Origin of the sequence: Salinivibrio sp. ML290, assembly GCF_001995695.1 — a bacterium.
Taxonomy (GTDB): domain Bacteria; phylum Pseudomonadota; class Gammaproteobacteria; order Enterobacterales; family Vibrionaceae; genus Salinivibrio; species Salinivibrio siamensis.
Map to the genome: position 1 here is coordinate 1 of NZ_MUEY01000025.1, position 13437 is coordinate 13437.

Here is a 13437-nt window from a genome sequence, read left to right on the forward strand (position 1 = left end):
AAACTAAAAATTGTTTTTTAAGTGTTAGATAAAACATTTAAACTATCTAAATATAGCTCCGAGGCTTACATGAGAAGTTATCAAGTAATGAGCAACTCTGCCCTAGCAGGGTAAATACCAGCTGATCACGACAACTAATGCTATAACGGACTCGTGAAATTGAGCGAAGTTTTATTTTTCTTCATTACAGGTTTTTATTAGCTATGTTACGAAAGGTATCTCGAATACCCTTTAAACGCTCAGCATGCCTTTTCATCTACGTCGTTCTAGTTATTGGTTTTATCGGTGGATAATTACTACTCTATCTTTAGAAATGGAACATTATTGATGGATATACTCCCAAACCTATCATATGAATAAAATTAAGTAATTAGGTGGCTTAGTATCATTATATGTTTATTTTTAGGACTATTAACTCCAAAAATACAGCAAATAAATACTTTCATCATGAACGTTTTTTAGAAAAAAGTAGCACACACTTGTACTCAATATTGGCAGGCGTTTAAATGATTGAAAATTATATTTTCGTGCTAGCTTCCATTGTGTTTGTTTATTTTTTAAAAAGGTTTAACGCATCGCCGTCGGAAAAAATCGTTTTCTTTTTTAAGTATATATTGATGCTTCTTAGCGCAGGTCAATATATGTCGATATTTTTTTATGGTGGCAAGGTCAAAGGAGGTTACGATGCCGGAGACATACTCTTTTTCAACGACAAGATAGTAGACGCTCTACAGCTACCTGGCTACATACAATTTTTTGCCTTAGCAATTGCTCTTTACCTCTGTGTATTTTGTCACCCTAAGCACAAGAAAAACGTGTAAAGCATCCCATGCTTTGACAAGTCGGTTATTCATAGCCGGTTTTCTTAAGGAATAAAAAGCCCCGATCCGGTTAAGATCAGGGCTTTGGCACCATGGATTCAGAATACCGCAGACGTTGTCATTGTTCAATATTAATGATAGTGTAGCAACCTCTGAAAGCTACTCACTATCTTCACGCTTTTCTTCTATCAGCTTTAACTCTGAAAAATCCTGAAGTGCATTGTATGACTCATTGTGTATAGGAGTAATAAACTCTTTCGGTACAATTTTGAGCAGTGAGGATTGAACATCCTCGAAGACTACCTAAGAGGTTATCAAGCCTCAAGCCGACTATCTCTGGGCGCAGAGTCCGTAAGTGATAGTTTTACAACATATTCATTGTATAAAGAGGTACGAAAATGATCGCTCTTATATTGTTTTTTTGTTATCTCTTTTGCCTTAATCTATTCYCTTTGGCGCCTAAATCGCATACCGTCGAATGGCAYYCTCCTTKTTTTAAAATTTATATTTTTTATTCTTAGGCACTCAGTTCTGGGCAATATTCCAACATGACACACAGACGGCTGGTGTGGCAGCTAGGATCCCTTTTTTTGAGGCATTTATTGTTCGTACAATGAACTTACCAAACCCTACAATCCAGTGGGCATCTCTGTTTTTTTCATCTTAACACTGGTGTTTTGCCTACCAAAGCGAGTTATCAAATAGAAAATGTAAGCAATAGCACACTTCATTGACAAATAAACGCTTTGATGGCAAAACACACGTCGACTAACATTTAATAGAGCAGATTAAAAAGAGGGAAAGCACAGAGCAAGATCACGTATGCTCAAATTTATAAAGATAATAGAGCAGCAAATGTAGCCTGCCTGCGACACATGGCCTCAAACATGGTGCGGGCTGAGTCGACCAATATCAGCTTGGTGGCCAAACAGAAGCGCTGTTTCATGAATCCCAACTTCTTAGAAAAGGTTTTAGCCGCAGGCATACCGACGATGGTTGAAAAATAAACACTCATGCGCTCGCCCTGACCGACCCTGCCCATCAATTTTGAATTTTTTGTTAGTACTTCCTATAAAATACTGAATAACTTAAGAAAACCAAAAACCACAATAAAGGGGCATAGTATTTTCATCATTTTTCCAAACTTCCTTCTCCATAATTCCAGCTTCTCGGAATTCTTTGGATTTCTTGGAACAGTACCAATAGCAAGTAAATACCCATATATCCCACCTAAAATCGGAATTAACCACTGTAGATCACCAAGCTTGAACATAATTAATTTTCCTTTTCAGACTTATTTGCATAAGCTCCAATAGTAATAACGATTATAACCCCTATTACAAATGTAATAGCTGACATAATCAGGGATTGATTTGAAATCATACCAGTTGAACTATATTCTTTAAAAGGAGATATACATGACCCAATTGCAATAGCAATTATACATATTAAATATCGATCCCATGTAAAAATCTTTATATTTTTTTTCATATAGTCGTAAGTTGCTAATGCGCAGCGGCCGGTTTGGAGTGTAACGGAAAGCCGATCCAACTGGCGCTACTGGTTAGATAAAAATCACTCGAAAGCTATATGCTAGGACTTTTTGATTTCATCTTCAAGCTTATAATTTCACTAGAAATCTTGTTCATCAGATTAATACACTCTTCATAGCCCTCAGGAGTTGCCCGGCCTATCTTTACCTCTTGACCATACTTCACACCTAGATACCTCAATTTATCCAGATCACGAATTATCTGAATTCAGGGTTACGATGCCGGAGACATACTCTTTTTCAACGATACGATAGTAGACACTCTCCAGCTCCCTGGGTACATACAATTTTTTGCCTTAGCAGTTGCTCTTTACCTCTGTGTATTTTGTCACCCGAACCACAAGAAAGGCACGTCGGATGCGGGATAACGTGTTACATAGGCTATTCATGATCTGTCTTATCGTATTTCGTATCCCCTTCCCACGCTTTCCCGCTTCACGCCAACACTTGCCTGTCTGCACAGATTGGCAGTTTAGTGACAAATTTGTTGCTAATAAAACTTGACGGGTTTTCACTCCATGGTTTAACACTTAACTAGAGGCGAAACAAAATCTTATCCGGTGAGCAGGCCGAATGGGCTCACTGAGCAACAGCCGCACCAGACAGTAGAGTCGCCTAGACAGGACCGCGCAACACTCGCGCTTCCTCCGTTTGTTCGATAACAAGACCGAAAAACGGCACCTTTCTGTACCGGTAATCATACTTGATCCAAGTTTGATTACCGGTCAGTAGTACGTTTATAAGCACCACAGTCGTGGTATTGAACAGGAGTCACGCGTATGAGCGACGTTGTATTGAAGTTCTCTTACGAAGAATACAGCGCCCGTTTAGCCAAGGTTCGCTATGCCATGGAAGAACAAGAGATCGACACCTTGTTAGTGCACGATCCATCTAACATGGCGTGGCTAACCGGTTACGATGGCTGGTCTTTCTATGTGCCTCAGTGCGTAGTGATTGGCGCAACGGGTGACCCTTTGTGGTTCGGACGTGTCCAAGACGCGAATGGCGCGCTGCGTACTGTCTATATGAGTGCCGAGTGCATCACCTACTATCCTGACCATTACGTGATGAATCCGCCCCTGCACCCCATGGAATACTTGGCAAACTATGTGCTGGCAGAACGCTATTGGGATCGTGGTCGCATCGGCGTCGAGAAAGACAACTACTATTTCAGCGCCACGGCGTTTGAATCGCTCAAAGAACATCTGCCAATGGCGACCCTCGTCGATACTACCGGACTGGTTAATTGGTGCCGCGCGGTCAAGTCTGATCAAGAGCTCACCTACATGCATACAGCTGCGCGTATCGTGGAGAATATGCACCGTGTCGCCTTTGAGATGATCGAGCCCGGCTTACCCAAGCATTTACTGGTTGCTGAGATTAATAAACACGCGGTGGTCGGTCATGACGGTCACTTTGGGGATTATGCCGCTATCGTGCCGATGTTGCCCTCAGGCGGTGATGCTGCTGCGCCTCACTTAACGTGGGACGATCGCCCATTTAAACGGGGAGAAGGGACCTTCTTCGAAATCGCTGGGGTGCATCGTCGCTATCACTGCCCACTCTCTCGTACCATTTTCTTAGGAGAGCCGGGTTATGAGTTCCTCCGTGCTGACGAGGCGCTACAGGCCGGACTAGAAGCCGGTCTCGCGGTCGCCAAGCCCGGCAATACATGCGGAGACATTGCCAACGCCCTCAATGATGCCTTGTTGCGCTATGGGTTTGATCGGGAAGGCGCGCGCTGTGGCTATCCGATAGGGTTAAGCTACCCACCCGATTGGGGCGAGCGCACCATGAGCTTGCGACCCAGTGATCAAACCCTATTGCGCGAGGGGATGACGTTTCATTTCATGCCAGGGCTTTGGATGAAAGACTGGGGCATGGAAACCACAGAAAGCATTGTGATCACCCGCGATGGTGCACAAACCTTGTGCGACCTACCGCGCCAGTTGTTTGTCAAACATTAGCTTGGTACATCGCGTCAGATACGGGCACCATACTTGTGCCCTTTTCTGTTCAGCCTCGTTACTATTTTTAGCTACACTCATAACGTGATGATTTAAAAATTAAACTTTACCCGTTTCCGCCGGATTGAGCGTCACAACAGATCACAAGGAGAGGTTATGGAACCCACCGCAATTGAAGCCACCGTCGATTTTCATGCCGATGGTGTACAGCATGGCTTTCTTAAACTGCCTCACTCACACGACCAATCCGCATGGGGCTGTGTCACTATTCCGATCACTGTGGTTAAAAACGGTGAGGGGAAAACGGCCCTGCTGACGGGCGGCAACCATGGGGATGAATACGAGGGCATCACAGCGTTACTCAATACCTGCCATCAACTGATGCCAAACGATATCAAAGGCCGTGTGATCGTCTTACCGATGATGAACGCGCCCGCCGTGACCGCAGGCACACGCACTTCCCCTTGGGATCAAGGCAACATGAACCGCGCTTTTCCTGGTTCACCAACCGGCAGTGTTACCGAACAAATTGCCGATTACTTCACCCGATATTTAATCCCACAGTGCGATACCGCTTTAGACATTCACTCAGGCGGTAAAACCTTAGATCTTATTCCCTATGCGGCGTCCCACCGCTTAGAGAATCTTCAGCAAGCCGACGCCTGTGCCGAAGGGGCTCGCCTGTTTGGTGCCCCCTATCAAGTGCAAACCACTGAAATGGATGCCACCAGCATGTACGACACAGCCGTGGAGCAGCAAGGGAAAGTGTTTGTGACTACCGAGCTCGGTGGCGGTGGCACCAGTACACCTGACTCTATCGCCATTACTCAGCGCGGTATTCACAACTTTTTAGTGTTTTCGGGCATTCTACAAGACGATTATCGCCATCCACCGGCCGCGCCCGTCAAGCTCGAGCTACCCGACAAACACTGCTATGTGCAAAGTGAACACGCAGGGATTATTGAGTTCTCTGTGCACTTAGGCGATACCATCAAACAGGGTGATTTAATTGGCAAAGTGCATAATATTGAGCGTACAGGGACTGAACCCATCCCCTACTATGCCGAGCGCGACGGTATTTTACTGGCCAAACGTCACCTCGGACGGATTTATATCGGCGATACCTTTGCGGTGATTGCCGAACCTGTTTAGCGGAGGGGCCATGAAGCTGGATAAATTTGATATCAAAATCTTGCAGATCTTGCAGCAAGATGGCCGTATTACCAAATCTAACCTCGCACAGGCGATCAACCTGTCTGTAAGCCCCTGCTGGGAGCGGGTAAAACGGCTCGAGCAAGCAGGTATCATCGAGGGCTATGGCGCACGTATCAATCCAGATGCGGTGGTAAAACTTAACACTGTGCTGGTCGAGATCACCCTTGGCCAGCATGATGTTGACAGCTTTCAACGTTTCGAACGTGCCATGCAGCACTGCGACGATGTCAAAGAGTGTTGGGCGACGGGCGGTGGGATAGACTATATCGTTCGTCTTGGTGTCACTGATATCGACTATTATCAGCGTCTGATTGACAGCTGGTTGACCGATGACCTTGGCATCAAACAGTACTACACCTATATCGTCACCAAACAGGTGAAGCGACCAGCCCTTACCTTACCACTTGAAACACCAGATGTTGCTGCCAATGGCTAATCATTGCTTGTCCTTGTTTGCGAGTGCTCAATGACACTCCCGCATGAGTCGTTAACCTCTTGGCAATATCTGATCACCTGCTACATGATCGCGGTCAATGCCCGTTTCTCTCATGACCAGAAAATTTTCTTCTGTCATTGCGCGGTTTCAGAAAAAATTTCGTTAATCACCCTTCTTAACAAAAAACCTCTTTTTTGCTCATTGCATACAGTAACAGTAGGCAAACGCTGATAGGCAGCGTGGCGATTTTGAATCAGGAGGGAGTATGACCGTATTCCAATCACGCGATCTTAACTACGCTGGCAGCGCAGCCAATGCATTGCGTCATGATGTAGCCGGCAAAGCCAGTTCAGACGTTCTCGCGTACCTGGACGATCAGCGTCTATTTCGCCAACTTGCCTATGCCAATGGTAAATGGGTCAATGGCGATTCAGATACACCCGTGCTCAACCCGGCAACGGGCGAAGTGCTCGGCTACACCGCATCACTCAATGCTGCGCAAATCAATCAAACCATTGATGACGCCGAGACCGCTTTCCACCTGTGGCGTGCCGAGTCCGCCGAAACGCGCGCCAAGCTATTGATGAAGTGGCACGACTTAATCATGGAAAACCAACACGATCTCGCGCATCTAATGGTGCTCGAGCAAGGCAAAACGTTGCGCGACGCCGAGGGGGAAGTGGCGTACGGGGCCTCGTTCATTCAATGGTTTGCCGAAGAAGCTAAACGCGTGTATGGCGACACCATGCCTAGCCACATTCCCAACGCCCATCTGGCGACACTACGTGAGCCCATTGGGGTGGCCGCCTTGATCACTCCATGGAATTTCCCTAACGCGATGATCACCCGCAAGGCAGCAGCAGCGCTCGCGATTGGCTGTAGCGTGATCGTCAAGCCCGCAGAAGAAACGCCCTTTTCTGCACTAGCGTTGGCCGAGCTCGCGGAACGTGCCGGGATCCCTGCAGGGGTGTTTAACGTGATTATGGGCGACGCGCCCATGGTCTCGGCCCAGCTTTGTCAAAGTGACAAAGTCAAAGCGCTAAGCTTCACCGGCTCAACGCGTGTGGGCCGCTTATTGCTCGAGCAAAGCGCCCAAACCGTGAAAAAGTGTGCCATGGAGCTTGGCGGCAATGCGCCCTTCATTGTGCTGCCAGACATGGATATTCAACAAGCGGCCCGCGCGGCCATCGATGCCAAGTTTCAAACATCGGGACAAGATTGTTTGGCCGCCAACAAAATTTTAGTCCCGCGCGACAAACATCAAGCCTTTGTCGATGCCTTCGCCGCATTAATGGATGAACTTGAAGTGGGTAATGGTTTGCTGCCCAGCACAGATATCGGCCCATTGATTTCGTCTCGTGCCGTCGATAAAGCCCAAGCCATTGTCGATGACGCCATTGCCAAAGGCGCGACCGTGATGGGCGGAAAACTCAACCCCAACCTAGGCGAAAACTTCTTTGCCCCTACGCTTATCACCAAGGTGACGCCCGATATGCTGGTGTATCAAGAAGAGAATTTTTGTCCTGTGGCGGGCGTGATTGCCTATGACAATCTGGATGAGGCAATTGCCATGGGTAACGATACCGAGTACGGACTCTCGGCGTACGTCTATGGCAATGATATTCGAGATATTTGGCGCTGTCTGCGCGGCCTTGAGGTCGGCATGGTCAGTGTCAACTCAGTGAAGATGACCGGTCACCCTATTCCATTTGGTGGCGTCAAACAGTCGGGCTTGGGCCGTGAAGGAAGCCGCTATGGCATCGACGAATTTAGTGAAATCAAATACTACTGTTTAGGTGGCTTACCCACGGTGAGCGGCAGCTAATTCAGGTTTGCTGACGGATAAGGAGACTGATCATGCGTCCAGAAACAAAAGCCTTGTTGGAAAAAGACAGAAACACCGTATTCCATGCTTCAACCCACTTGAAGCAGTATGCGCACGGCGAGATGCCAGGCCGAGTGATTGAGACAGGCAAAGGTATTCGCATCACCGATTCCGAAGGGGTCGAGCTGATTGACGGCTTCGCCGGGCTCTACTGCGTCAATATCGGCTATGGTCGGGAAGAGATGGCCGACGCCATTTATGAGCAAGCGAAAAAGCTCGCGTACTATCACACCTATGTAGGCCACACCAACGAAGCGCTCGTGACCTTATCGGAGCGCCTAATCAACATGGCACCGGGCATGAGCAAAGTCTATTACGGCATGTCGGGCAGTGACGCCAATGAATCACAGCTTAAAATTGTTTGGTACTACAACAATGCGCGTGGTAAGCCTGAGAAAAAGAAAATCATCTCTCGGGATCGGGGTTATCACGGCTCCAGCGTGGCATCAGGGTCACTCACGGGGTTACCACTGTTCCATGCGCACTTTGATCTGCCCATCGAGCGCATCAAACATACCATGGCCCCCTACTATTATCGCCGTGAAGACAGCGGCATGACAGAGCCTGAATTCGCGCAACACTGTGCCGATGAACTGGAGAAAATGATCCTCGCGGAAGGACCCGACACGGTCGCAGCGATGATTGCCGAACCTGTACTCGGCACCGGTGGCATCGTACCGCCCCCCGAAGGTTACTGGGCGGCGATTCGCAAAGTACTGGATAAGTATGATGTCTTGTTGATCGCCGACGAAGTGGTATGTGGCTTTGGCCGTATCGGGAGTGATTTTGGCTCTATTTACTACGACATGAAGCCTGATCTTATTACCGTTGCCAAAGGATTAACCTCGGCCTATCAACCTCTCTCTGGGGTGATGATCGGTCACAAGGTATGGGATGTGCTGGAAGACGGCACCGATGCGTGGGGCGCGATTGGCCATGGTTACACCTACTCTGGCCACCCACTAGGCGCGGCAGCCGCACTGTGTAACCTCGATATCATCGAGCGCGAGAATCTGACTCAGAACGCCGCGACCACGGGGGAATATTTGCAAATGAAGATGAAAGCCGCGTTTGCCAATCACCCACTGATTGGCGATAGCCGCGGGGTGGGTTTGCTCCATGCTCTCGAGTTTTCGCCTGATCGTGCCAACCGCAGCCACTTTGACCCTAGCCTTAAAGTGGGCCCACAAGTGGCCGCCGCCTGTATGGAGCAAGGTCTGATTGCGCGTGCGATGCCACATGGCGATATTCTTGGTTTTGCCCCACCCTTGGTGGTCACCCCCAACGAAGTGGATGAAATCGTCGCTAAAGCGCAAGTCGCCGTCGATAAGGTGATGGATAAACTCGTCACCAGTGGACAATGGCAACCCAAATAGCGCGATGATTCCTATCCAGTAAGCAAAAAAAAGCGCCGACAACTCGGCGCTTTTCTCATTAACAAACTCTGGTCTTACTAGCTGGCGGTCGCCGGCTGCAATGCTAAGTTCGCTTCTTTCTCTTGCTGCATCCGCATCACCGCAATCGGACCGGTGATAAAGGTAAAGGCAATCAAGAAAGACACAGGCACGGCGGTGATCACGATAAACGACTGAAGCGCATTCAAGCCACCATCGCCGGCAAGCAGAAGCACACCGGCAACCACACCCATCACAATCGCCCAGAACAGACGATGACGGCGAGTTGGCTGGTTGTCACCTGATACGGCCATCGCAATCGAGTACGCCATTGAGTCACCCGTGGTCGCCACGAAGGTGGTGGTCAGCAGCATAAAGGCTGGGATCAGAACCACGCTGTAAGGCAGCTGTGACAAGGACGCAATCAAGATAGCAGGCAAACCCGCATCCGCCATTGGGCCAGAAATGCTGCCAGGCGATTGCAACTCATAAAAGATACCCGTACCACCCAGTACCGAGAACCAGAAGTTAGTCGCAATCGGTGCACAGATAGCCACGGCGACGATCAGCTCACGAATCGAACGGCCTTTCGAGATACGAGCGATAAAGATCGCCATCATCGGCGCAAAGCCAATAAACCAACCCCAGAAGAACCAGGTCCACCATGCATTCCAGCTACCGTTATCGGTATTCAGTGCTAGCGTATGCATATTGTTGAGGTAGTAGCTAAAGCCTGAGCCAAACTGTTCGAAAATAAAGCCAGTTGGACCCAGCACAATCACCACGCCCAACAATACGGCTGCACCAATCACATTCATGCGGCTCAGCCATTGTAGGCCTTTATCCATCCCCGTAAATGCAGAGATCGAGTAAATCGCCACGACGGCAGCCAGAATCAGCATCTGCATTGGCATGGTGTTTTCGATACCCACAAAGCTTTCTAGGCTGTAGCCAAGCTGGGTGGCCAAAAAGCCAATCGGACCGATGGTACCGGCCGCCACGGCAATGATAGAGCAGGCATCAATCACAGAGCCTAACCAGTGGTTTTCCAGCTTGTCACCGAGTAGCGGATACAGCAACGCACGAGGGCGCAGGCGTACACCCGCTTGATGGTGGGCATACATCAGTACGATGGTTGCCAAGGTGCCTAATACTGCCCAGGCTAAAAAGCCCCAGTGGAAAAAGCTTTGGCTCAGCGCAGGGGCGACGGTTTCCATCACACCCGCTTCCATGTCACCCAACGCCGGCGGCGGCGTCATGAAGTGATAAATAGGTTCCGCGGCTGACCAGAAAACACCACCGCCCGCAAGCAGGGTGCACATGATCATCGCAACCCAACGGAAACGACTCATTGAGACAGTATCCGTGGCGCCAAGTTTTAATTTACCAAATTTACTGCCGCCAATAGCAAGCGCCAGTACAAAATTGATCACCATCAACCACTGCCACCAGTAACCAAAAAGGTTGGCAGACTCAGAAAATAGAGACTGGATAACAGAAGAGAAGTGTTTCAGGTCAAACAAGGCAAAGGCAAGGAAGACAGCAACAAAGCCGATAGTAAACACGGCTACGAGACGGTCATTATTTTGTGTAGATTTAAGCATTAGTTCGCTCACAAGGTGTGTGAGGGAGGGGACTCTATCAGTGTGGCGAATGAATGACCAGAACAAATTGTTACAGTCAAAGAAGGGAAAAACGTGACAAGCATCACCTATTCAGCCATGGCGGGGGCTGAATAGGAATATGACATTTTTGTTAAGTGGGTAAAATTTACCCAACACCGTGTCGTCACGCTGGTGTCTTCGGTTTCTCTGTCTTATTCGCCTTACCCGTTTCGAGCACTTTTTTATGCAGCACCACGGTGGCGCGATACAGTTTAGGGTGAACCTGTGACTCGCCTTTTTTTGCACGATTACACGCCGAAATCACTGCCGCCGTTATGCAAGCGGCCACTTTCAGCTGTCCAAGCTGATAGGCATAGTTAGCAACCTTTATCGCCATAAAAATCGATTGGTCGCTGTATTTGTAATTACGGGCGGCGAATTTCTCAAAGCGGAGAAAGTCTTTGTGATAACCCTTCAGGATGCGATCAACGTGGCGATCGTAATACTTTTTATACTTGGCGTAGCTCCCTTTGGGGTTGCTCGCCATAATGTCTCTCACCCAGACAAACGATTGCAGCTGTTCCTTTTCAAATAAGCCACTCAGCCAGGCAAACATATGACCTCCCTACTGCTAGCTTAGCGGCCTTATTCTACTCAATTTCCGTGACTAATCTATGAAAAGGCGAAAGTAACTCATTGACTGGCGGTTATTTAATCAGTGTTGGTCGCTAACTATTACGAGGCCCCAATGGACAACAGTGAGCGACCACAGAAAGATTAGGCTTGCGTGTTGATGTTAATGGTATAAGTGGCGTCCCCGACGGGGAGCATATGTAGGATCTGCTCGCCAAGCGCTGGATGGGTAAGCAGGTAATTGCCTTGCGGAAAGCGGGTGTCTTCCGGCCCTTTCAATACCAGGCTGAAGTTTTCTACCGCGTGCCCGCCCACCTCATCACCGTGGCCAGGATGGGTGTCGACACGCGCCAGCGTCATTGCGTATTCCGTATCCGTTCCATCAATGAGCGTGATCGTTTCATTAATCAATTCATTGACATACTGGAAAGATAGTACATTCATCGTCCCTCCCGCGCCCCTCTTTGGGTCAATGCGCTTGTTAAAGCTTTACTGATAAGATTAGATGAAAAATTCGACAATGCACAATAGCTTAGTGATTTTTTCAATCGCTTAGAACGACAAAAGGCAACCCATCGGTTGCCTAACTAACGCTTGATTACGCTGACCCAGCCGCTTTAACTGGGCGGGTCTTATTCGACTTTGTTTTGTAGTAATACCACAAACGTCTGCTTTTGTTGTTCATCGAACACCTCTCAATCAGATTAATGAACGATATTGATGTCAAGCGCCAAATGCGGCGCCAATTCATAGTCTTATATTATTTCGTTCCGGAAAGCAAATTCGATCACTGTCAAGCAGCGATAAGGCGAGAAAACAGCCAGCTCAAGGTGCTAAATACGTATTCAATATGTCAGGTAGGTCAGGCGCGAGGCCCACAAAAGAGAAAGCCGCTCTACTGAGCGGCTTCAAGATGCATTCCTTGTTGGTTGTTGGTCAATGAACATGTTTCTTACATTGCCCCGTGTGCTCACTACGTTGAGCGTCCTCACCGCATGGTCTTGTGTTAATTGCCTGGCTGGCGGCTAACAAGGTGTCGTCATGGGCGCCTGACATTAACGGGGACTTAACGCATTATGTGGCGCGTCACTGCGCGCTAATCATCTACCAAATTGTGTGTCAGCTCAGCTGACATTTTCAGTAAAGCACACTTTTGCCACTGTGCCATGGTGTGCCGTTCAAATTGTGAACAGTTTAATAAATCTGACACAAACTGGGATTTCGCACAGCATACCGGCCTGATTTATGCCACCGAACCACGCCAACATAAAAAATTCTCGCACCACTAGACGACCGGTCTAATTTTGATTATGCTACCCCACATGAAATCGAGCAGCACCCAAGAAACCAGCACTCACAACGCGACCCACCAACACTTGTTGGAAACGGGCGTGAGTGTGATGGCGCAATTTGGCTTCAGCGGCGTCGGCCTTAGCGCGATACTAAAACAAGCCGGCGTGCCCAAGGGGTCTTTTTACCACTACTTTGCGTCGAAAGAACAATTCGGCCAAGCCGTGTTAGACCACTACTTTGCTTGCTACATTGCCGACGTAAACCGCTTACTGTCAGATAGCACGCTCTCTCCCATTGCACGTGTACACAGCTACTTCAGTCGCTGGCAAGCACAATATTGTAGTTTGGATCCGGTGCAAACGTGTTTGGTCGTCAAGCTGAGTGCAGAAGTAGCTGATTTATCCGAGCCAATGCGGCTGGCACTGCGCGATGGCACCGATCAGCTGATTAGCTGCTTGGCGAGTACCCTCGCCCAAGATAGCGATGTGTTTGATGAAAAAACCGCGCTTACCACTGCCACGACCTTGTATCAGTTGTGGCTGGGCGCCAGCTTATTAACCAAACTGCATCGTAACGACAGTCATCTTGCACAAGCGATGACCATCACCGAAGAAAAGCTCGGGCTGATCGATTAACG

The 13437-nt window shown here is 48.5% G+C and carries 10 protein-coding genes; 6 read left to right on the plus strand and 4 right to left on the minus strand.

Annotation, left to right across the window (positions count from 1 at the left end; genetic code table 11):
* Nucleotides 1–1653: 1653 nt before the first annotated feature.
* Nucleotides 1654–1836 carry a hypothetical protein gene (locus tag BZG23_RS16965; protein WP_131825386.1) on the minus strand — a complete coding sequence of 61 codons (183 nt, stop codon included), beginning with the start codon at nt 1834–1836 and terminating at the stop codon, nt 1654–1656.
* A 1316-nt stretch (nt 1837–3152) separates the two neighbouring features.
* Between BZG23_RS16965 and doeA the strand changes: the two genes are divergently transcribed.
* The 5 genes from doeA (at nt 3153) to BZG23_RS16045 (ending at nt 9252) form a co-directional block, all read left to right on the plus strand.
* The gene (gene doeA, locus BZG23_RS16025) at nt 3153–4340 is read left to right on the plus strand and encodes an ectoine hydrolase DoeA (RefSeq protein ID WP_046075758.1); all 1188 of its coding nucleotides are present in this window, start codon (nt 3153–3155) and stop codon (nt 4338–4340) included.
* Between the two features lie 156 nt (nt 4341–4496).
* Complete coding sequence (gene doeB, locus BZG23_RS16030; protein WP_077607524.1) at nt 4497–5492, plus strand: N(2)-acetyl-L-2,4-diaminobutanoate deacetylase DoeB; 996 nt, start codon at nt 4497–4499, stop codon at nt 5490–5492.
* Between the two features lie 10 nt (nt 5493–5502).
* Nucleotides 5503–5991: an Lrp/AsnC family transcriptional regulator gene (locus tag BZG23_RS16035; RefSeq protein ID WP_046075756.1), complete on the plus strand. Its 489-nt coding sequence runs from the start codon at nt 5503–5505 to the stop codon at nt 5989–5991.
* Nucleotides 5992–6256: 265 nt separating this feature from the next.
* Nucleotides 6257–7816 (plus strand): NAD-dependent succinate-semialdehyde dehydrogenase, encoded by a 1560-nt coding sequence (locus BZG23_RS16040; RefSeq protein ID WP_077607525.1) that lies wholly within the window; start codon nt 6257–6259, stop codon nt 7814–7816.
* A 32-nt stretch (nt 7817–7848) separates the two neighbouring features.
* Nucleotides 7849–9252 carry an aspartate aminotransferase family protein gene (locus tag BZG23_RS16045; protein WP_077607526.1) on the plus strand — a complete coding sequence of 468 codons (1404 nt, stop codon included), beginning with the start codon at nt 7849–7851 and terminating at the stop codon, nt 9250–9252.
* 77 nt (nt 9253–9329) lie between these two features.
* Here BZG23_RS16045 and BZG23_RS16050 read toward each other — a convergent pair whose 3' ends face one another.
* The 3 genes from BZG23_RS16050 to BZG23_RS16060 all read right to left on the minus strand — a co-directional run bounded on the left by BZG23_RS16050 (nt 9330) and on the right by BZG23_RS16060 (nt 11951).
* Complete coding sequence (locus tag BZG23_RS16050) at nt 9330–10874, minus strand: BCCT family transporter (protein ID WP_046075753.1); 1545 nt, start codon at nt 10872–10874, stop codon at nt 9330–9332.
* Between the two features lie 184 nt (nt 10875–11058).
* Nucleotides 11059–11490 (minus strand): hypothetical protein, encoded by a 432-nt coding sequence (locus BZG23_RS16055; protein ID WP_046075752.1) that lies wholly within the window; start codon nt 11488–11490, stop codon nt 11059–11061.
* Nucleotides 11491–11651: 161 nt separating this feature from the next.
* The gene (locus tag BZG23_RS16060; protein WP_046075751.1) at nt 11652–11951 is read right to left on the minus strand and encodes a DUF6916 family protein; all 300 of its coding nucleotides are present in this window, start codon (nt 11949–11951) and stop codon (nt 11652–11654) included.
* A gap of 878 nt (nt 11952–12829) precedes the next feature.
* On the opposite strand from BZG23_RS16060, the gene BZG23_RS16065 reads away from it, so the two are divergent.
* Nucleotides 12830–13435 carry a TetR/AcrR family transcriptional regulator gene (locus BZG23_RS16065; RefSeq protein ID WP_101494513.1) on the plus strand — a complete coding sequence of 202 codons (606 nt, stop codon included), beginning with the start codon at nt 12830–12832 and terminating at the stop codon, nt 13433–13435.
* Nucleotides 13436–13437: the final 2 nt, after the last annotated feature.